This is a genomic window from Paenibacillus sp. J31R30, from assembly GCF_059692115.1.
The window spans coordinates 502452-523158 of sequence record NZ_JCAUAV010000003.1 but is presented as its reverse complement, the minus strand read 5'-3'; the positions used below and the strand labels follow the sequence as shown (position 1 = coordinate 523158).

The 20707-nt window shown below is 47.2% G+C and carries 25 protein-coding genes; 8 read left to right on the top strand and 17 right to left on the bottom strand.

Going from position 1 to position 20707, the window contains the following annotated elements:
* Both AC58QO_RS14100 and AC58QO_RS14095 read left to right on the top strand, forming a co-directional pair.
* The gene (locus AC58QO_RS14100; RefSeq protein WP_497266402.1) at nt 1–432 is read left to right on the top strand and encodes a threonine/serine exporter family protein; all 432 of its coding nucleotides are present in this window, start codon (nt 1–3) and stop codon (nt 430–432) included.
* Nucleotides 433–583: 151 nt separating this feature from the next.
* Nucleotides 584–1279, top strand: coding sequence for a class I SAM-dependent methyltransferase (locus tag AC58QO_RS14095; RefSeq protein WP_497266400.1), 696 nt, complete (start codon nt 584–586; stop codon nt 1277–1279).
* Between the two features lie 35 nt (nt 1280–1314).
* Here the strand turns inward: AC58QO_RS14095 and AC58QO_RS14090 are convergent, their stop codons facing one another.
* From AC58QO_RS14090 to AC58QO_RS14055, 8 genes are all read right to left on the bottom strand, one after another.
* Complete coding sequence (locus AC58QO_RS14090; RefSeq protein WP_497266398.1) at nt 1315–1761, bottom strand: hypothetical protein; 447 nt, start codon at nt 1759–1761, stop codon at nt 1315–1317.
* 60 nt (nt 1762–1821) lie between these two features.
* Nucleotides 1822–2175 carry an ASCH domain-containing protein gene (locus AC58QO_RS14085; RefSeq protein WP_497266396.1) on the bottom strand — a complete coding sequence of 118 codons (354 nt, stop codon included), beginning with the start codon at nt 2173–2175 and terminating at the stop codon, nt 1822–1824.
* A gap of 88 nt (nt 2176–2263) precedes the next feature.
* A complete protein-coding gene (locus tag AC58QO_RS14080; protein ID WP_497266394.1) occupies nt 2264–2437 on the bottom strand; it encodes a hypothetical protein in 174 nt (57 codons plus the stop codon).
* Nucleotides 2438–2537: 100 nt separating this feature from the next.
* Nucleotides 2538–3539, bottom strand: coding sequence for an aldose 1-epimerase (locus tag AC58QO_RS14075; protein ID WP_497266392.1), 1002 nt, complete (start codon nt 3537–3539; stop codon nt 2538–2540).
* A 195-nt stretch (nt 3540–3734) separates the two neighbouring features.
* A complete protein-coding gene (gene araA / locus AC58QO_RS14070; RefSeq protein WP_497266390.1) occupies nt 3735–5222 on the bottom strand; it encodes an L-arabinose isomerase in 1488 nt (495 codons plus the stop codon).
* A gap of 75 nt (nt 5223–5297) precedes the next feature.
* On the bottom strand, nt 5298–6980 hold the full coding sequence (locus AC58QO_RS14065) for a ribulokinase (protein WP_497266388.1): 1683 nt from the start codon (nt 6978–6980) through the stop codon (nt 5298–5300).
* Between the two features lie 84 nt (nt 6981–7064).
* Nucleotides 7065–8168, bottom strand: coding sequence for a GntR family transcriptional regulator (locus AC58QO_RS14060; protein ID WP_497266386.1), 1104 nt, complete (start codon nt 8166–8168; stop codon nt 7065–7067).
* Between the two features lie 97 nt (nt 8169–8265).
* Complete coding sequence (locus AC58QO_RS14055; RefSeq protein WP_497266384.1) at nt 8266–9108, bottom strand: helix-turn-helix transcriptional regulator; 843 nt, start codon at nt 9106–9108, stop codon at nt 8266–8268.
* A gap of 112 nt (nt 9109–9220) precedes the next feature.
* On the opposite strand from AC58QO_RS14055, the gene fabF reads away from it, so the two are divergent.
* Complete coding sequence (gene fabF, locus AC58QO_RS14050; protein WP_497266382.1) at nt 9221–10456, top strand: beta-ketoacyl-ACP synthase II; 1236 nt, start codon at nt 9221–9223, stop codon at nt 10454–10456.
* Nucleotides 10457–10627: 171 nt separating this feature from the next.
* Here fabF and AC58QO_RS14045 read toward each other — a convergent pair whose 3' ends face one another.
* From AC58QO_RS14045 to AC58QO_RS14035, 3 genes are read right to left on the bottom strand one after another with little or no spacing between them, the layout of a single operon-like run.
* Entirely contained in the window at nt 10628–11143 is a 516-nt protein-coding gene (locus tag AC58QO_RS14045) for a CBS domain-containing protein (protein ID WP_497266380.1), read from the bottom strand.
* On the bottom strand, nt 11118–11870 hold the full coding sequence (locus AC58QO_RS14040; RefSeq protein WP_497266378.1) for an SDR family NAD(P)-dependent oxidoreductase: 753 nt from the start codon (nt 11868–11870) through the stop codon (nt 11118–11120). The genes AC58QO_RS14045 and AC58QO_RS14040 overlap by 26 nt, the downstream gene beginning before the upstream one ends.
* 41 nt (nt 11871–11911) lie before the next feature.
* Nucleotides 11912–12661 carry an SDR family NAD(P)-dependent oxidoreductase gene (locus AC58QO_RS14035; protein ID WP_497266376.1) on the bottom strand — a complete coding sequence of 250 codons (750 nt, stop codon included), beginning with the start codon at nt 12659–12661 and terminating at the stop codon, nt 11912–11914.
* Between the two features lie 161 nt (nt 12662–12822).
* Here AC58QO_RS14035 and AC58QO_RS14030 point away from each other — a divergent pair, with 161 nt between their 5' ends.
* The gene (locus AC58QO_RS14030; RefSeq protein WP_497266374.1) at nt 12823–13725 is read left to right on the top strand and encodes a LysR family transcriptional regulator; all 903 of its coding nucleotides are present in this window, start codon (nt 12823–12825) and stop codon (nt 13723–13725) included.
* Between the two features lie 41 nt (nt 13726–13766).
* On the opposite strand, the gene AC58QO_RS14025 is transcribed toward AC58QO_RS14030, so the two are convergent.
* From AC58QO_RS14025 to hrpB, 3 genes are read right to left on the bottom strand one after another with little or no spacing between them, the layout of a single operon-like run.
* The gene (locus AC58QO_RS14025) at nt 13767–14030 is read right to left on the bottom strand and encodes a hypothetical protein (RefSeq protein WP_497266372.1); all 264 of its coding nucleotides are present in this window, start codon (nt 14028–14030) and stop codon (nt 13767–13769) included.
* Nucleotides 14023–14742, bottom strand: coding sequence for a lipase family protein (locus AC58QO_RS14020; RefSeq protein ID WP_497266370.1), 720 nt, complete (start codon nt 14740–14742; stop codon nt 14023–14025). The genes AC58QO_RS14025 and AC58QO_RS14020 overlap by 8 nt, the downstream gene beginning before the upstream one ends.
* Before the next feature lie 33 nt (nt 14743–14775).
* Nucleotides 14776–17259 (bottom strand): ATP-dependent helicase HrpB, encoded by a 2484-nt coding sequence (gene hrpB / locus AC58QO_RS14015; RefSeq protein WP_497266368.1) that lies wholly within the window; start codon nt 17257–17259, stop codon nt 14776–14778.
* Between the two features lie 162 nt (nt 17260–17421).
* Between hrpB and AC58QO_RS14010 the strand changes: the two genes are divergently transcribed.
* Together AC58QO_RS14010 and AC58QO_RS14005 are read left to right on the top strand one after the other, a co-directional pair.
* Entirely contained in the window at nt 17422–17676 is a 255-nt protein-coding gene (locus AC58QO_RS14010; protein WP_310224083.1) for a YpbS family protein, read from the top strand.
* A 14-nt stretch (nt 17677–17690) separates the two neighbouring features.
* The gene (locus tag AC58QO_RS14005) at nt 17691–17855 is read left to right on the top strand and encodes a hypothetical protein (protein ID WP_497266366.1); all 165 of its coding nucleotides are present in this window, start codon (nt 17691–17693) and stop codon (nt 17853–17855) included.
* Between the two features lie 59 nt (nt 17856–17914).
* Here the strand turns inward: AC58QO_RS14005 and AC58QO_RS14000 are convergent, their stop codons facing one another.
* The 3 genes from AC58QO_RS14000 to AC58QO_RS13990 are packed head-to-tail and all read right to left on the bottom strand — an operon-like array spanning nt 17915 to nt 19175.
* Nucleotides 17915–18568, bottom strand: a complete 654-nt coding sequence (locus AC58QO_RS14000) for an NUDIX hydrolase (RefSeq protein ID WP_497266364.1) — start codon at nt 18566–18568, stop codon at nt 17915–17917.
* A 27-nt stretch (nt 18569–18595) separates the two neighbouring features.
* A complete protein-coding gene (locus AC58QO_RS13995) occupies nt 18596–18850 on the bottom strand; it encodes a DUF2164 domain-containing protein (protein WP_497266362.1) in 255 nt (84 codons plus the stop codon).
* 16 nt (nt 18851–18866) lie between these two features.
* Nucleotides 18867–19175: a Dabb family protein gene (locus AC58QO_RS13990; RefSeq protein ID WP_497266360.1), complete on the bottom strand. Its 309-nt coding sequence runs from the start codon at nt 19173–19175 to the stop codon at nt 18867–18869.
* A gap of 170 nt (nt 19176–19345) precedes the next feature.
* Here AC58QO_RS13990 and AC58QO_RS13985 point away from each other — a divergent pair, with 170 nt between their 5' ends.
* Nucleotides 19346–19522: a hypothetical protein gene (locus AC58QO_RS13985; RefSeq protein WP_497266358.1), complete on the top strand. Its 177-nt coding sequence runs from the start codon at nt 19346–19348 to the stop codon at nt 19520–19522.
* Between the two features lie 162 nt (nt 19523–19684).
* The gene (locus tag AC58QO_RS13980) at nt 19685–20671 is read left to right on the top strand and encodes a YpdA family putative bacillithiol disulfide reductase (RefSeq protein WP_497266356.1); all 987 of its coding nucleotides are present in this window, start codon (nt 19685–19687) and stop codon (nt 20669–20671) included.
* Nucleotides 20672–20707 lie beyond the last annotated feature (36 nt).

Here is a 20707-nt window from a genome sequence, read left to right as displayed (position 1 = left end):
ATGGAAATGTTCGAGCAGTTAATAACGAGCTTCATTTCGACTTCCGCTTTCGGCATTATTTTCAACGTACCCAGAAGAACCCTTGTGCAATGCGGTTTTGTAGGGATGATTGGCTGGATGCTCTATTTCTCTTTTCAAAAAGCGTATCTGGATCCTATCTTGGCCACACTCATTGCGTCCTTTGTTGTGACGATTATTAGTCAGTTTTTTGCGAAAATATATAAAACTCCTGTCATCGTTTTCAGCGTTTCCGGGATTATTCCACTCGTTCCGGGCGGACTAGCCTATGACGCTATGCGCAATGTCGTGCAAAATCACTATGACGTGGCTGTTCAATTGGCTGCGAAAGCTTTCTTGCTCTCAGGTGCAATTGCCATAGGACTTGTATTCTCAGAAGTCATTAATGTGCTGTTAAGACGTACAAGAGCTTAATTTCCGCACAATTCAACCAATAGCCATATAAACATTAATAGTTTTTACCTATAGCTTCATGCCTTTTATATCTTGGATTTTTTACCAACTGCCCTTTACACTAAAGGTATAGAGCAAACAAACCAAGGATAGGAAATGGAGCTGAACACACATGAACGACAATGCCAACCATCACATTTTAACGAAATTCGATGAAATTTCCCAGAAGTACGACAGCCAGCGGAGAAAGCTGATACCTTGCTTCGAGGATTTTTACAATACGGCCGCATCCCTAGTCCAAGTAGACCATGTAGCTCCGCGTATTCTCGATTTAGGCGCAGGTACGGGACTTTTTTCATCCTATATCCTGCAAATGTACCCGCAAGTGAGATTAACCTTAATCGACTTATCGACCGGTATGCTCGACATTGCCAAAGAAAGATTCGAACAAGTAGGAACAGCGGAAGTTAGAATCATAGCCGGAGATTACACTTCTTTCGAGGATACCGAACCCTATGATGCGATCATCTCCTCCCTGTCCATTCATCATCTGGAGGACGAGGCTAAGCAAGCACTATTCTCACATATTTTTCAACTATTGAAGCCCGGCGGCGTATTCGTTAACGCAGACCAAATCTTAGGTCACACACCTTATCTCGATGGCTTATACCGTTCCGATTGGGTCGCGAAGATTGAAGCAACAGATCTGTCCCAAGAAGCATTGCAAGCAGCCTACGAGCGGACCAAGCTGGACAAAATGGCGCCATTAGATGCACAGCTTGGCTGGCTTCGCGATTCTGGTTTCAATGATGTTGATTGTGTTTATAAATCCTATAATTTTGTCGTTATGCTGGCGAGAAAGCCGTAACAAGTAACATAAAAGAGAGAGCTTTACGTCATCCGTCACCAGATCATCGGTTTGGACACCATAAACCACATCATTGCAAGCGTAATGATTACATACAAGATTAAAGCTTTGCGAAGCTTATTGACGAGTAAATTACGATCTTCGTGAGGAGCTTTCAGCTGTCGTAGAAGTGGCGAGAATGCACGTGCGATGAAGTAAAGCGAAGCTACCATGATAAGCACCGTAGCGACAATCCATGAGGTTTTCCAACTCCAAGCTGTGATCCAAGTCAGTAGAATACCTGTAACGACAAGCACATGCCCTGCATGCTTCGTTAGTCGGACTGTAATCCGAAACGGCTCTAAGTAATCAGGAAGCTGCTCGAATGGCGCTCTACGTATAAGGGCAAGTAACGGAAACAGGACGAAATAAGGGCCGATGCTTAATACAACGCTGAAAATATGAATATAAAGCATGACAATGTACCAAGACAATTTGATCATCCGTTCTATCAGTAATGTGAATAAACCGTGTGAATCCTAGGATCCACACGGTTCTTTGTGTTATTCTGCTTTTTGAAATTCGTGTACCCATACTTTCATCTGTGGCAGCCAAGGCATACCTGGATGAATCGCAAGGATACTGTCGCGATACTCATCAACGGTTTCGTGACCTTCTTGTTTCGCATGCTCAGGTGTCAGATCGCCAAGTGCTTGTTGATACACATTGGTTACCGTAAAAGCTGTGCCTTGCAAATCCATCGTTTCACCAATATCCGCATAACGTCCATTACGACGACAAGCTGTTTTAAGTCCAGCAAGCACTTTGCTTACTTCTGCTTCTTTCGTTACAAGTCGATCGATGGTACACGTTTTTGGTGGTAATGTGTCATTTACATTTACGTTTGTTTCACTCATGTTAGTTCCCTCCTTTTGCCAGTTTTCATTATAACGAATCACAATCCCTTTGTCGAACTGAGGCGTTTCTTCGTTCCAGCAGCCGGAATTATTCGCGTAAGGCTTCCTTAAGCTTTGTTGACATGCTCTCCATCGATCCTGATGCTGGAGGCTTAACGCCGCGCAATCGCGCGATTTCCGCTTTCAATCTTGCATTTTCAAGTGATAGCGCATCAAGCTTCACTTCTATTTGCTCGCGATCCAAATGATCCCACTTCCCCATTCTTACCCCTCCTAGTATGAAAATACCCCCTCCTCGCAAGTCGATCATCCCATCGGATTCTCTCCATGCATCAAAGGGGGTGGTTCCTATCGCTTATCGCTTACTCCGCAACTTTAATCACATATAAACGTGCTGTCTCTTCCCACACTTCGCCTGGTTCTAGAGAAACAAGTCCGATTTGATCGGCTGGCAGATTCACATTCGGCGCATTGACCAAATTCATTTGCGGCTCTGGGCAAAAGAAGCCTTCTGTTTTGCCATTGTTCCAGATCATCCACTGCTTATAGGAAGTTCCTACATCATAGACTAGTTTGATGCCTTCACGAGCATCTGTCAATGCCATGAAGTTACGGCTATTTTGCGGAACACTCGTATAATGATTATCCATGCCTTCAAAAAATGGCGACAGACCGCCAGTTTTCATTTTCATTTCATCTGCGGATAGTGCTTGATACTCGCCAGTTGGCAGCATACGCTCGTTCAACGCCCAACGCTCGCCGATCGTCATTTGGAACGTATAATCGGAAGGCTGACTGCCCACAGCAAACGGCGCATTAATCGTCGTGTGGAACGCCAGTAAGCACGGCATCGCTTCGTTGCCTTCATTATGTACGGAAATTTGCTGATGCAAACCTTGCTCATTCAACGTGTAGATCAAGCGAATCATAAAATCAAAAGGTAAAAATTCATGGACAGAATGTCCTTCACGCACGCGCAAGGCTAATGATACGCGACTTTCATTGCCATCGTTGCTAAAAGTCTCCACAGCCCATGGAATATTGTGTACAAATCCGTGCAAATGATTCCCCGTTTTGGGTTCATTGACTGGGAATTGGAGCATCTTACCTTGCCAAGGGAATTTACCATCCTCATAGCGATTCGGCGGGAATAATACGGGAATCCCGTGAACGATCGGACGCTCTTTAAACGCTTCCATCTCTTCCAACGCAGGCTCGCGCAAGAAACGATATTCCTTCTCTATATCACGAAAAGCAATCAGATTTGCACCAACATCTGGCAAAACAACCGCTTCATAACGTCCAGCTTGCAGCCATATTGCTTGTTCTCCGTTGTACGTTCCTTCATATGCTTTGGTAGACATCCTCTTCATTCTCCTCCTAAATAACTGCTTGTCTTCTGTCCAAATTATGGACGGACACATTGATTTCACTTTAGCCCATATTCGCGAAAAAAGTCAATGGACGTAAATTGCTTTTATATCGATAAATGTGACTTTCCAATACGTGTGAAGAAAAACCTGAGGCTATGCCTCAGGCCATTCATGATCACGTTCTGATTAGCGTCTCCAAACCGCATCGTTCCAACGAAGCTCATTGCGGAACTGAAGGGGTGACGTATTTTTATTAATGATAACAACTTCAATTCCAGCTAGTTCTGCCCAATCCACAAGCTGTTCTGTGCTCACAGTGTAAGAGAACACCGTGTGATGAGCACCGCCTGCGTAAATCCAAGCTTCTGCTGATTCATTCAAGGAAGGCTGCGGCTTCCACAACACGCGGGCAACTGGCAGCTTCGGCATCGCTTGAACCGGTTGAACAGCATCCACTTCGTTAATCAACAAGCGGAAACGGTTGCCCATATCGATGAGGGAAGCATTCAACGCTGAGCCTGAAGCACCGTCAAAAACGAGACGAGCTGGATCTGCTTTGCCACCAATGCCCAGCGGGTGAACTTCGATTTTCGGGCGAGTCGCCGCAATAGTCGGACAAATTTCAAGCATATGTGCGCCGAGCACAAGCTCATTGCCTGGCTCCATATGATACGTGTAGTCCTCCATGAAGGACGTCCCTTTGTTGTTCGCGATGATTTTCATCACGCGCAGTAACGCTGCCGTTTTCCAATCGCCTTCGCCGCCAAAGCCGTACCCTTGCTCCATCAAACGTTGAACAGCAAGACCTGGCAATTGCTTAAGGCCATGCAAATCCTCGAACGTCGTTGTGAAAGCGCCGAAGCCGCCTTCTTGCAGAAAGCCTTTCAATCCAAGCTCAATGCGCGCTTGTTCACGAATAGCATCACGAATCGGACCCGCTGAACGTCCTTCAGGCGTTATATCGTAAGCTTCATTGTATTCATCCATCAGTTGATCCACTTCAGCTTCTGAGATATCCCCAACGCGCTGAACAAGATCACCAACACCGTACCCATTGATGGACCAGCCGAATTTAATTTGCGCTTCAACTTTATCGCCTTCTGTAACGGCAACATGACGCATGTTGTCGCCAAAACGAGCAACCTTCAGGCTGCGCCCTTCCATAAACGCCACTGCAGTACGCATCCAACCTGCGATACGATCAAGAACAGCAGGATCTTCCCAGTAGCCAACAACCACTTTGCGAGAAATCCCCATACGTGCACCAATGAAACCATATTCACGGTCACCGTGTGCAGCTTGGTTCAAGTTCATGAAATCCATATCAATGGTTTCCCATGGGATATCACGATTGAACTGTGTATGCAAGTGAAGTAACGGCTTGCGGTACTCCGAAAGACCTGCGATCCACATTTTTGCCGGGGAGAATGTATGCATCCAAGTGATAATTCCCGCACAGGAATCGTCTGCATTCGCATCTAGACATAATCTACGAATCGCATCTGGTGTAGTTAGAACAGGTTTGAACACAAGCTTGCTAGGGATCACTTCGGCACGATCGATACCTGCTGTGATCTGTTTGGAGTGCTCATCTACTTGAAGCAGTGTTTCAGGTCCGTACAAGTGTTGACTGCCAGTGACAAACCAAAATACTTTTTCGGAAAAAGGGTTCATGGGCTTGATGCCTCCTAGGATAATGGGATAAATAATTAAGGGAGAATCGCGTTCATTTAATAACGGATTATGATTCTACGAATGACGAGCTTCCTCGCGAATCGAGCGAAGTCGTTTCATGACATCATTGTCACCGCGGCCAAAATAGTCGTGCAGCTTGCTATACTCTTGGTACAGCTTCTCGTAAACAGCTACGTTCTCAGCAATCGGCTTGAACGTTTCTTTACGAACACGCGCCATTTGCTTCGCGGCATCCACGATGCTGTCATAGCCGCCTTTGTCCGCTCCCGCAGCTACCGCTCCGAACATCGCAGCACCAAGCGCTGGTGTTTGTTTGGAATCGGCAATTTTAATTTCTCGATTCGTAACATCCGCGTAAATTTGCATCAAAAGATGATTTTTCTGCGGTAGACCACCACATGCGTATAACTCCTCAACTTCTACCCCGTTGCTATGGAAAGCATCGACAATTTTACGTGTGCCGAAAGCTGTTGCTTCCAGTAATGTACGATAAATTTCTTCCGGTTTTGTTAGCAAAGAATATCCTAAGATAAGTCCATTCAACTCTGTATCTACAAGTACTGAGCGGTTGCCGTTCCACCAATCCAATGCGAGCAAGCCTGTTTCGCCTGGTTTGTAAGCGGATGCACGGCGTTCCAACCATTCATGTACATTTACGCCTTCTTCTGCCGCAGCCTTTTCTACATAAGCAGGAACCCCTTGCTCCACATACCATGCGAAAATATCACCAACCGCCGATTGGCCAGCTTCATAGCCTAAATAGCCTGGAATAATGCCATCTTCTACGACGCCGCACATGCCTTCTACTTCTTTCTCCTCTGTGCCAAGCAGCATGTGACAAATGGACGTTCCCATCGCCATCACTAGCTTGCCGGGTGTTACCACACCAACACCCGGTACTGCAGCATGCGCATCTACGTTTCCAACAACAATCGCTGTGCCAGCTACTAGCCCCATGCGCTCTGCCATTGCAGCGGTTAACTCTCCAGCTTTCGTACCTAAGGCAACAACATCACCGCGAAGCTTTGTTTCTGTGACATCTACAAGACGAGGATCCAACGCTTTAAAGAAATCTTGGCTTGGATAGCCATCTTGCTTGTGCCAAATGGATTTGTAACCCGCCGTACAGCTGTTGCGCACGATCTCAGATTGACCTGTCATTTGAGAGACAACCCAGTCTGTCGCTTCTAAGAAACGATCGGCTTGCTCATAAATATCAGGCGCTTCGTTCAAAATCTGCCAAATCTTCGCGATCATCCATTCGGAAGAAATTTTGCCGCCGTAACGCGGTAAGAAAGCTTCCCCTCTGCTCGCCGCAATCTCATTGATCAAATTCGCTTCATCCTGTGCGGCATGGTGCTTCCACAGCTTTACCCAGCTATGCGGATTTGCGGAAAGCGCGGGCTGGAAGCAAAGCGGTTGACCTTCTTTATCAATAGGAAGCATTGTGCATGCTGTGAAATCAATTCCTAAGCCGATGATATCAGCCGGATCTACCCCAGATGCACGTACAACTGCAGGAACAGATTGTGTTAGTACATCGATGTAATCCTGTGGATGCTGCAAGGCCCAATCGTATTCTAGCTTCACGCCGGATACCGGCAATTTCTCATCAATTACGTTGTGCGGATAAGGAGTTACGTGATCAGCAACCTCTGTGCCATCACTCAAATCAACCAGAACCGCACGACCTGATTCCGTACCATAGTCAACACCAATCGCATATTTCTTCGACATCGAGAGCCTCCTTAATTAGTGAGCATGATTCTTGCTTATAGTATATCACTTGTACGTACAAGTTGACTACCCCTATTTTTCGAATTACGAGATGCGAATTGTTGATTCACGGATGACTAATTCTGGCTTGTACACCTTCCCTGTTTCACTTCCATTAGCACGTTTATTCTCAATCATATCAATTAAAATGCCTGCCGCGTCACTTCCAAGCTCCGTCTTAGGATGTGAAAGCGAGGTCAATTTCACCTCAGTTGCCGTAGCTAGATTAGAATCGTCAAAACCGATTAATGAGACATCTTGTGGCACCTGAAAGCCAATTGTACGTACAGCTTCAAGCAGATGAATCGCTAGCTCATCATTGTAGCATACGAAGGCTGTTGGGCGATCCTGCACAGCATCATGCTCAAGCATAGCAATCGCACTTGCATACGGCTTGGATCGTTTCTCCTCCGTGGTATAATGAATCACAAATTCCGGAAGCAGCGGGATCTGGTAGTGATGATGCGCACGAATAAAGCCTTTTAACCGATTCACACCTTGTAGATCATCCGTTTTGAAGAAGCCAGCTAACCGCCGGTGCCCTAGCTCTATTAGATGCTGCGCGGCCTTAAATCCGCCTTCTTCATCATCCACGATGAGCGAAGGACAGTTCATTTCCGGGTACCGCTCGTTAATCATGAGATACGGAATATGCTGATAGTCCAACGACAAGTAGTAGCTAAGATTCGGGTTGCCCTCAGCGCTTTTCGTCGGTTCTATAATAAGTCCACTCAGCGGTTGGCTCATCATCATATCTAAGCTTTCCCGCTCTTTCACTTTGTCGTTATCCGTTGAAGAAAGCAGCAGTCTATAGCCTCTTGCGCGTAATGTCGCCTCCGCTCCCCTAACAATATGCGGAAAAATATAGTCCGAAATATAAGTCGTCAGGATGCCGATGGTTTGTACATCGCGTGATTTTTGAGTTTGCGGCGTGGAGACGAAAGTCCCTTTGCCTTGCATGCGGTAGAGCCAGCCTTCCTTCTCTAATTCACCAAACGTTTGACGCACCGTCTGACGACTCATCAGAAACTGCTCGGCAATTTCATTCTCAGAAGGCATTTGATCATTGGGCTTGAGTCTCCCTGTATGTAACCAGGATAAGATTTCCTGTTTTAACTGTAGATATTTCGGTAATTGCTTTTCTTTCATGCTTCACCTCAAGGCTTTGATTGTGAACGTATTATACCATTTGGTTAACTTGTATGTACATATTTTGATGAAATGACGTTTCAGGTAAAAATGTCATCTATTCGCCGATTTTGCTCATCAATAGTCTAATTTTCGTATCGGTATCAGATCCAATGGACGGGGTATACACACTGCATCTCAGATCCGTCCGCCCTTGCACCTGCAGGGTTGTTAGATCGAACAGCATTTTCCCCACCTTGGCATGTCGAAATTCCAAGAAAACTTCAGGCGCGGTGCTGACATCACTCTCATTCCAAAAGGCACGAAAATCCTTACTCCGCTCACTCATTTCTTCAATAAATGCGCTATACCAGTTATCTCCCACGTATTGTCCATAATAGGAACGAAACATCGATAAGAAGCCTTTTGCAAAGTCACTCCAGTTGACGGCCAGTGCTTTCAATTCTTTGCGGGTAAAAACCAGCCAGATCATATTCCGCTCCCCTTCTGGCAGCTTAGCAAAGTCAAGAAAAACAGCCGCAGCCGCTTGGTTCCAGCCAACGATATGGCATCTGCGATCGGACACGATCGTCGGACAATCATGAAGCTCCGTCAAAATTCGGTTCAACGCCGGACTTATCGTCGTTATTTGATCAACAAAGGTCGTTGGTGCTGGCTGCTCTAAAGCTAACATAAATAAATATTGCCGTTCGTCCTCATTTAGCTGTAACGCCATTGCAATTCGATCCAGCACTTGTACGGACATTTTGATATCACGTCCCTGTTCCAGCCAGGTGTACCAAGTCGTACTTACGCCAGCTATCGTGGCGACTTCCTCTCGTCGCAAACCCGGCGTGCGACGCCTGCTTCCGCCTAATAATCCTACTTCATGCGGCTGGATGCGCGAACGATGTGCCATAAGGAAGTTGGATAATTCCTGAAGTCTCTCCTTCGTGTTCATGCCAAGATTCCTCCTCAGCCTAGTATCATAGAAGCCATTATACCAGTATAAACGGTAACTTGTAATAGGATACGTAGTATGACATTCTAAGTAATAAAAGGAGGACGACGCAATGAAACGTGTGGTTATTACGGGTATGGGAGTCATTACACCAATAGGAAACAATGTAGATACATTCTGGGGAAGTTTGACGAAGGGGCAATCTGGGATTACTAAAATAGAGCATTTCGACACATCGGATTACAAAACGAACTTTGCAGGTGTTGTTCGGGATTTTGATGCGGAGGCAGCCGTTGGTCGGCGCGAGGTACGCCGCATGGATCGGTACTGTCAATTCGCAGTTGCCGCAGCCAAACAAGCCATTGATGACGCTGGGCTAGTGATCGATGCCTCCAACGAAGAGCGCGTTGGCGTCTATATCGGCTCTGGTATTGGCGGCATTCAGACGATCTTGGACAACTACCGATCTCTGCTGTCCAGAGGGCCAAGCCGCGTCAGTCCAACGGTTGTCCCAATGATGATTGCCAACATGGCGGCCGCACAGGTAAGCATCCTTTACGGTGCAAAGGGGCCCTCGTTGGCTCCCGTAACGGCTTGCGCAACGGGCAATAACGCGATAGGCGAGGCTTTCAAGCTCATCCAGCGCGGAGGCGCAGATGCCGTTATTGCCGGCGGCGCCGAAGCGACGGTCACCGACCTCGCGCTCGCGGGCTTCGGCAATGCAACCGCGTTGTCGACGCGCTGTGATGCGCCGGAGCAGGCGAGCCGCCCGTTCGACGCGCAGCGCGATGGATTCGTCGCCGCCGAAGGCGCCGGCGTGCTTGTCTTGGAGTCGCTCGAGCATGCGGAGCGACGCGGGGCTCGCATCCATGCCGAGATCGTCGGCTATGGATCGACCTCGGACGCCTACCACATCGTGGCGACCGATCCTGAAGGCTCGGGGGCCTACCGAGCCATGCGCGAAGCGCTGGCCGATGCGGGGATCGACGCGTCGGAGATCAGCACGATCAACGCGCACGCGACCAGCACCGTCGCGGGTGATCTCTCCGAGACGCTGGCGATCAAGCGTCTACTTGGCCGCGGCGCGTACGATGTGCCGATCAGCGCGAACAAGTCGATGATCGGCCATATGCTAGGCGCCGCCGGCGGTGTCGAAGCCGTCGCGCTGATTAAGACATTGCAGGACGGACTCATCCCTCCGACCATCAATTTGGACAATCCAGATCCGCAATGTGATCTGGATTACGTCCCGCATGTGGCGAGGCGTGCGGAGTTACAGTATGGGTTGTCCAGCTCGTTTGGGTTTGGCGGGCATAATGCGGTTTTGATTTTGAAGCGGTTTGGGTGAGGGGCAATATACGAACCACGTAAATAGACCGGTGACAAAAATCAAATAATGTCAGTTGTAAAATGATTCTAACAAATAGTATCAATCAAAATAGCCCCTCCCCCGTAGCGTGCAGGTTGAAATCCTAGACGAACAAAAAACGTGCTAATAAGCACGTTTTTTGTCGTTGTACTAACCTATTTCAAGTTTCTCTTTATAAATGTGACGTATAAGATCAGCACGACTAATGATGCCAACAAGGACTCCATTACGTTCAACAGGTACTTTCTTTATCTGCTTATGAGCCAGGATTGCAGAGACTTCCTCCATGCTAGTATCCGACTGCACCCTGATCACTTTACGCTTTGCAATTTTCATGATGTTCATATGTCTGATGTGATCACAACGAGATTCGAAGGGATCGCAATTTTCAAAAAAATTGATCATATAAAATCCATTGTCAATCACTTTTAGCTGATGTTTGCCAATCATTCTAAGAATATCTCCATCACTTATAAAACCAATCATTTCATTATAGTCGTTAACGATTGGCAACGAACTAATTCGATATTTGATTAGCTTGTCAATGGCATCTCCGACAGAATCATTTTCTTTTAACTTATAAACAGGGTGAGTCATAATATTAATTGCTGCTGTTTCTATGTCCCCACAATTTACGAGTCTATTTGAAAGAAGCATACCCGTCATCTACTTTTATGGTACTTCCATTGATCCCGCTTGCCGCATCGGACGCGAGGAATAATACGGTATCGGCGATTTGGTCTGGATTCAAAAATTCACCATGCATATGCTTTTGTGCGATCGGATCTTCCATGCCTCTATCCTTTAACCCTTTAACAATATTCGTGTGGACAAACCCAGGAGCAACGCCAACAACACGAATATTGTAAGGAGCTAACTCGAGCGCGGCAACTTGGGACATCATAACAACGGCTGCTTTGGCAACGTTATACCCAAAACCATTTGTCGTCGCTAGAAATCCCATAACCGATGCCATGTTGATAATGGTACCTCCATGACCAAGTTCTTGCATTTTCCGACCTGCAGCCAAAATCCCATAATAAACCCCGTCTTGGTTGATTCGAGTTACTTTATGATACAAGTCTGGCGTGTGCTGCAAAAGTGGCGCAGCAGCTCCAATCCCTGCGTTATTGAACATCACATCAAGTCTTCCATACGTGGTTACAGCAATATCAACCAGAGCTTCAACTTGTTCAAATTCGCCAACATCAGCCTTTTTAAAGGATGCTTGTGCGCCAAACGCCTTAATCATCTCAACCGTTTCTAAACCTGTTGTTTCGTTGTAGTCGGCTACCACTACTTTGGCACCCTCTTGTGCAAATTTCAGGCAAGTTTCTCTGCCAATCCCGCTGCCGCCGCCAGTAATAATGGCAACTCTATTATCGAATCTCATTGTTTTTTCCTCCGTCTCATTAAACTTTGAATTCACCTTAATTAAGCGGTCATACCGCCATCAACAACCATCTCAGTACCTGTAATAAAGCTGGATTCGTCTGCAGCGAGAAACACAACCAAATTAGCAACTTCTTCAGGTGTTCCTACTCTATTCAGCGGAATTCCAGCAGCTAATTGCGTGGTTGTAACTTGCTTCCCAGATGCAACCGCATCGCCCATTTGCGTTTGAATCACTCCTGGATGAATGGAGTTGACGCGTACTTGGTGTGCCGCTACTTCTTTTGCCAAATCCTTTGACATAATTCGAACGGCACCTTTACTTGCACCATATAGCGTAGTATCCGCACTGCCTTTTATACCTGCAACCGATGACGTGTTGATAATCGAGCCACTCTTTTGCGCAACCATCGTGGGCACCACATGCTTCATACCTAAAAACACGCCGATGACGTTAATTCCTAGTACGGCTTGCCATTCCTCTACCGCATAGTCAGTAACAGGTTTCGTGCTATAAATGCCGGCATTATTGAACAAAATATCAACAGTTCCGAATTTTTCAATTGTTGTGTTAACGACTAAACGCCAGTCCGCTTCCTTTTGAACATCGTGCTTTATAAAAACAACCTCTTCAGAAATCGCTTTGAATTCATCTAACGTCTGATTGCCGAGTTGTTCATTGATATCGGTAAAGACGACTTTTGCGCCTTGTTCTAAAAACTTCTTGACGGTTGCCTTGCCAATTCCACCTGCTCCACCTGTCACGATTGCTGTTTTCCCTAGTAGTCTCATGATTCAAATCTCCTTTTAGTAATCATGTAGCAAGCCAACATATATGACATTGAGAGTCATACATGCGCTGCAAAACTAGTATAACTTACGCATTAAAATAAATAAAATTAATGTTATTTACTTTATGATTAGTTATACTAATGATATAAAGGAGCGAATTTATGAAACTAGAACAGATGCACTACATTATTGAAGTCGCTAAAACGAAATCACTTACGATGGCTGCGAGCAATCTAAACGTAACACAATCTGCCGTTAGTCAGTCGATTGCTAGTTTGGAATCGGAGCTTGGACTTCCGATTTTTAATCGGTCACGTTCGGGTGTTATGCCTACGAAAGAGGGCATGAGCATCATTCAAACTGCTTTAGAAGTCGTAACTAAACTGCAGGAAATGAAGGAAAGAGTATTAAGACTATCGCAAATGATGCAAGTAGAATTGCGAGTAGCGTCTCTACCAGGGGTAATGAGCTCACTTGTGAGAACTGTTTCTAGCTTTAAAAATGATTACCCCGATGTGTCTTTCCGCATTATTGAGGGCTCTTCCGATATTATTCTGCAAGAAATTAGACAAAACAACGTTGATTTAGGATTGGTCGGGCTAAGAGGTGAGTCGACAATTGAGGCTGGATTGAGTTTTGATTGTATTTGGAAGGGGAAAATCGTTGTCGGGGTTTGGAAGAACTCCCCACTCGCCGCTAAAAAGAAAATATCGCCCACTGACATGCAGAAATGCTCTTTCGCTTTGTACGAGGAAGCCTATCTTCATGATTTTCTGCATGACTTTTCTGAACATCATGGTGCACTTCCGATTTTATTTAGGAGCAATAATCCAAATGCGATAGCTACGGCTTTGAAAGAAAACCTAGCAGCAACCATTGGATATGATTTTTCATTTTTTGATAGCCCCTATGCCTTGAGTGGAAATCTGGTTATGCTCGAGATTGAAGATGTGGAGCAAGTGCCGATTCAATTAGGATGGGTACGTTCAGGTTTGGATAAAAATGCGCAAGTATCCAACCTATTTATTCAACGATTTTTACAGCAATTTCAAATTAAACGATAACGACAAAAAGCCGCGCTTACCAGCGCGGCGATGACTGATATTTACTTCGCTAACGCTTCTCGCGCCGCATTTACTAACAGATCAAACCACTCATCTTCCTCAAGTAGTTCCTCGACCGCCTCGATATCTTCTTCTTTACCGGATTCACGCAAGAAGTGAAGGGCATAGCTCCAGTCGTTTTTGCCTTTGGTGCTTTGAAGTGTGATTTCATATGGATGCTCATGGCCTTCGACTTTGAATTCAACATGGCCGAGGTAGCCATCTTCCTTGCTGTGTTCCATACTCGTTTTTAAAATTTCAATCATGTTCAACATCCTTCTCTATTGTTTGCAGCCATGTCCAGATTGCGTTCATGGTTGTTTGTAAATTCGTTGCATTTTGCCATATGTAGGGATTGTGATCTCTGAAATAATCAGCGTGACTCCCGATGATCGGGAGCAAGAGCTGGTGAATCGGCGCATGTTTTACACGGTTCCAGCCGTGGACTCCTAAACGTGTTCGGCTCCACCCGCCCCATGTCCCAAGCCGAGGAATTGGATCACGGGACTGATTCTGTGGATTCGCAGCATGTACGTACAACACTTTGTGTTTTAATGATGCCGGAATCGCGCACCTTGGGGATCCAATTTGGATCACGCCAAGAATGTCGCAGCCGTGACGTTCAAGCTCTTTTGCTGCCAAAATAGAAGCTACAGCACCAGCGCTATGCCCGATGAAAAGCAGCTTTTCCCCCTGTTTCATAGTAGATGATACGAATTGGAACAAGCTTTTACCACCATGAACCGATTTCTTCCGATGAGCATTATGCCACATATCACGTATGATTTCCTGCAACTGACCTCGCTTCGAGCGATCCCAGTCGCCATATGGAAAATAAACATGAACACGTACACGCTTGCCAACCTGCTCATATCGCGAAGCAAGCTTAGCTGCGAAATCATCCAGGAAATTAGACGCGGTTGCAAATCCAGCTGAAATATAAATAACGATGTCCGCGGTATCAGCGTGAATAGTCATGACTTGCTCCGTTCCTTTCTCGGATAAAATGGTTCAGTTTCTTGGCTTCGCTCGGTTCGTCGGAATCGCCGCCATGGGATCATCAGGCCAGTAGTGCTTGGGGTAGCGGCCTTTGAGATCTTTTTTCACCTCGAAGTAAGCCTCTCGCCAAAAGCTCGCCAAATCCTTCGTCACCTGCATCGGCCGATGTGCGGGAGATAGCAAGTGTAAGGTGACTGGCACCCTTCCTTTGGCTATTCGCGGGGTATCTGCTAATCCAAACATCTCTTGCAAGCGTACGGATAACGTCGGTGCCTCCATATTGCTATAGTCAATGGGAATTCGTGACCCACTTGGCACTTGAATGTGCGTAGGCGCCCACTCATCTAACGAACGACGCTGTTCCCATGTTAGCATTTCCTCTAATAGGCTTGTCAAGTTAAGGCGGCTCAAAGAACCTTTATTTTTTATTCCATACAGATGCGGGCCAGCCCAATCTTCAAGGGTTGCCAGTAATGTTTCTTCGCGAAGATCAGGCCAATTTTCTGTAAAACGGTGTAAAAAGATGCTTCGTTCCTGAAGCTGGCGCGCTGATCGTGTCCAAGGCAGCACATCCAAGGATTCTGATCGAATCCCTGCAAGTAAAGCTTGCAAGACCAAATCAGGATTAGGCTCCTGGAGTGGTTTATCTTTGAGTATAAGCGCACCTAGCAGCCATCTTTCTCTCGCTCTTACAGAACCCACCGCTCCATCCCATTCTACAACCTGTTCCTTCCGGATGTGCTCTTCAAAAGCGGTGAACAGCTGCTCTTCCTCCAGAGGTGCAGCGAGATAAATCCGGCTCTCGATGCCGCTGTCGTCCAGCTCCGCTGCGACGATATACCGCTCGTTCGAGAGCGGCTGCAGCTCCGGCAGCATGGCCCCGCGGCCGTTCGCGAGCGTAAACCGCCCCGCCGACCTTCGCTGCGCGACGCGGTCGGGGAAGGCGAAGGCGAGCAGCAGCCCGCTCGCTGCCGCATTGCCCACGCTCTGCCGAATGCCGAGCGACTGCATCAAAACCTTGGCCTCCGCCGCGATGCGTTGGCAAAGGCCAAGGTCCACCCCTTCGCGCGCTTCGCCTCGCAGAGCGCGCCAGAGCACTTCGATGCGGCTGCGCACATCCGCATCCCTACTAGCTGCGCGCATGAAATCGCGCTCGCTCAGCATGACCGCGAGCTCGCACGCCAGCGCGCCGAGCTCAAGCGGGATGGCTTGCAGCACCATGTGCGCAAGCCGCGGGTGCAGGCCTAACGCCGCGACACGCTTGCCGTGCGGCGTTAGGCCATTGTCGTGCAGCGCGCCGAGCTGCACGAGCAGTTCCCGCGCCTGTTGATACGCAGCAGCAGGCGGTGGGTCTAGCCAGACCAGCGCAGCGGGGTCTGGCGCGCCCCAGGCGGCAAGCTCCAGCGCTAGCGGGGCGAGATCAGCTTCGCGGATCTCGGGCGTAGAGCTCGTCGGGAGCTGCCGATGCTCGGTCTCGGTCCATAGGCGGTAGCACACGCCTGGACCGAGACGCCCTGCCCGGCCTCTGCGTTGGTCCGCAGAGGCGACGGACACCGGCACCGTCGTCAGACGGGTCATGCCGGTGCGGGGCGAGAAGCGCGGCACACGCATGAGGCCGCTGTCGATCACGACCGTGATCCCTTCGACCGTCAAACTGGTCTCCGCGATGGATGTGGCCAGCACGACTTTGCGATGGCCGGGCGAACGGACAGCCGATAGCGCTTGGTCTTGTGCTTCTATTGTGAGATTCGCATACAGGGGAGCGATCTCCACTGTCGGTCCTAATCGCAATGCCGCAAGTCCATTCGCAACGCGATGGATTTCTGCTGCTCCTGGAAGGAAGACGAGCAGGCTCCCTTCATGATCGCGCAGTGCCTGCCCAACACTAGCTACAACCGCATTCTCTATTCTCCCTGCAACTTTTTGTTGTAGATAATGAGTCTCAACGGGAAAAGTTCGACCTTCACTCTCAATAATTGGCGCACCATCTAATAATGCAGAAATCTCTTTGGCTTCCAAGGTAGCGGACATTAACAGTATTTTCAAATCATCACGAAGCAGCGTTTGTGATTGACGACACAAGGCAAGACCGATGTCTGCATGCAAGCTGCGTTCATGAAATTCATCAAATATAACAATGCCCACCCCATCCAAGGCAGGATCCTGCTGCAGCATCCGCGTTAGGACTCCTTCTGTGATGACCTCAATGCGGGTGTTGGGACCAACCCGTGTATCATTTTTTACTCGGTAGCCAATCGTTTGACCGACTTCCTCACCGAGCAGCCTCGACATGTATCGAGCCGCTGCGCGAGCAGCCAATCTTCTAGGTTCCAGCATGAGAATCTTTTGGTCGTGCAGCCACGAGACATTCAAAAGCGCCAATGGAACCTGCGTCGTTTTGCCCGCACCAGGCTGCGCAACAACGATGGCACAGCTATGCGCTTGCAATGTATCTATTAGCTGTGGTAGAACTGCCGTAATCGGTAACACATTCATGAGGTTCACTCCGAGCTTGCAATCTAATTAACGATATTAAATATTCCTGCAATGAATGAAAGATCACCATTTGTTCATCTGTTTTCTCCTTGAAAACCTGTTCCTTCGCATTTCAATCGTGTATACTAGAAGACAATCTAGTCACTAAAGGAGAACTTTAACATGAATGTACATGAAGCGATTTCCAAACATTCGAATGCACAGCATCTGCATCTCGTTCGATTTGCTGAGCTTGATGCACAGCGGGAGCACGCTATAGACGCGGCTGTCGATTTGTGCAAACGCGGGCTGCCTTTTAACGTTGATTCGATCAACGCCATAACGGCCCAAATTATCGCCCATGCCCAAAAAGGTATCTCTCCTCTCCGTTCCCTTGTAACCGAGGATATGGTTCGTGATTACGTAAACAAAGGGTAAGGAGATACATTTTCATGGGTGTACTAACTTTTATTTCAATGCTTATCATGGGATCCGCCTTCAGTGCGGGATTCTTGCTCTTGTTTAAGCGCAAAATTGCATGGGGAATCACCTGCATCGGGCTTTCCATTGTGTGCTACATCGCTTATTACTACATTGCGAGTACTTACTTCGTCTAGAAGAGCCTCGCACTCCGAGAACCGATCAGATCAGCTGAGTCGGTTCTTTTCCATTTTGCTCATTTCCAATCTTGCTCCTCAATCTTTTGAAAAAGAAGTTCGAAATAAGCCGGAGGATGCGGTACCAATGCCTTCATCGAAATCGGCCATTCTATATTTTCGAATTCGCCGTTCATCCCCATTTTGAAACCACTTGCCTTAATTTCCAAGCGCTCACCCCTAATGAGTTGTTTGAAATCGGACACCGTCACCGCAAATAGCCCGCTAACCTCATCTGGCTGAAGCACGTAGCTCTTCAACGCTTGATCGCAGCGATAGATGAATACATGACAGAATTCTCGATCGATGAGCTTGTCCGATATCAAATCCTCCTCGGCAAATACGCCGCAGGAGATTAAGTCATCGAACTTAACGATTACGCCCAGCTCTTCCTCAAGCTCCCGCGTCCCCTCTTCTATGGTTTCGCCAGCAGCAAGATGTCCTGCACAAGAGATATCCAGCAAATCTGGGAACAAGTCCTTGTCGGGATGCCTTAACTGAAGCAGAAGCTTCGGCACTTTCTCCTCCATGCTGATAATCCAGCATTGAAAGGTCTGATGCCATAGCCCCTTGGCATGAACTTCGGAGCGAGGCGCCACGCCGAGCCAATTCCTTTTCGCATCAAACACATCAAAAAGCTCTTCTGACTTCTTCACTGCTTCTTCCCACTCCAATCTGCATACAACTCTTGTCTATTGGTGCTATCTACGTGTAAGCTTCGTAACCTTCAAAGCGTAGAGATCCTCTTCCAGTACGTTCATTCGATCCCTCACGCCCTTGAGTGCGTCCTCGATAGCTTGGTTATAAATAGGTGCTGTTAGCTGCTGAAGCATGTAGTCAATCAATTGCTCTGCTGCAATTTGACCCACTGTTACACCCAGCTCCACATCCAAATGCTCCTGCAGATCGCTGATAAGCGCGTCTTTTTCGTCCTTGGGTAATTTTAAAACCTTCATCTCGTACGCACTCCTCTTACACGAATACTTGAAAATCGATTTCTTGGAAGGAGCTAACTTCTTTCAACCAACGTTCTGCCACATATTGGGTATGCACAGGATGATTATTATAAGCCTCATACGCAGCTTGATTCGTAAAAACCATCGAAAAACCGTAGTCATAGTCCGCTTTCGGACTCACTTGACGGAGTATTTCAAATTGCTCAACACCAGGTATTGTTGTCAGTTCCTCTGCACTAATCCTTAAGAATTGCTCCGCGTTAGCGTTCCCCTTGCCTGCATGCAGCTTGAAAACAACCATATGTTTAATACTTGTCGCAGTCATCCGTATCATCTCTCCTTCATTTTACATCTTCGCTTATTATAGCGGATTTTGTAGTTTGGCACTATATTGACTCACTCCACTACCTTTCCATGCCTGAAAAGGGAATAAACCCCTTCCATGTTGTGCACATTATACAGGTACTGTAAATCAACTGAAAAGGAAGTGCTCCTATGGAAAACAAGAAACATGAAGGCAACTATACAGGAACGACGAATATGAATGCAGAGAATCAAGATATGGCTTTCGTTAATGATACGTTAGAAAATGCGCCAAGCACGTCTACCATTAATCTTGCCAAAGACGATATTAGTGAAGAAAATGAAGAGAAGCAGTTGAACCAAAAATAATCAGCTTCATTAATATAGAGCAGTCGTCTCGTTCCTTCCTAGGAGCAGACGGCTGCTCTATTTTCGTTAATTCGTCTTATTTTCAGAGACAATCGAACTTGGCATCTCCTACCACGTACGCTACTATAGACTAAAGAAGCTGGATTAGAGGAGGTTGTTACTTTGGAACAAGTGATCGTTATTGGTGCAGGACCTTGCGGGTTATCGGCTGCCGTTGCCTTGGAGCGTGCAGGTCTAACACCTTTACTCATAGAGAAAAGCTGTATCGTCAATGCTATTTATTTATATCCTACGTATTTGCAATTTTTCAGTACGCCCGAGCTGCTTGAGATTGGCGGTTACTCCTTTACGACCCCACACGATAAACCCTATCGGCAAGAGGCATTGGTTTACTATCGTGAAGTTGCTCGCAGAGAGCAGCTGCGGATCCGTTCTTATGAGGAAGCCGTTCTCATTGAGCAAGTAGAAACCGGGTTCAAAGTTCACACTTCCGATCAATTTGGGAACAAAGCCACTTACGATACGCTTAAAGTGATTGTCGCTACGGGCTACTTCGATCATCCGAACATGCTCGGTATACCCGGTGAGGAACTTCCGAAAACGACCCATTATTACAAGGAAGCTCATCCCTATGCTGGAGCCAAAGTCGCGATCATTGGCGGCAATAATTCTGCTGTGGACGCTGCCATGGATTTACTCCGGGTTGGTGCAGATGTGACCGTCGTGTATCGAGGGAAAGATTTCTCCGCTAATATTAAACCTTGGGTCCGTCCGCTATTCGAAAGCATGGTGAGCAAAGGGCGCATCCAGATGTGGTTTGACTCACAGGTAGAACAAATTGACGAACACACTTTATTTGTGCGAAAAGGAAGCGAACACGTCACTTTACCAAATGACTTTGTGCTTGCCCTAACCGGCTTCCGTCCGGACCGGCAGCTGCTAACGGATATTGGCGTTCAGTTTCACGAGGAAACGAACGCGCCTTTGGTCAATCCCGAGACGATGGAAACGAACATTCCGGGCTTATATGTCGCAGGCGTCGTCGCTTCATCCAAATATGATGCGAACGAAATCTTCATTGAAACAGGCCGTTTGCACGGTCTTTCCATTACCAAACACATTATTTCCACCCAAAACCATCAATCTTAGCGATTGGTGGTTTTTTTCATGTTAATTCTATGAAAA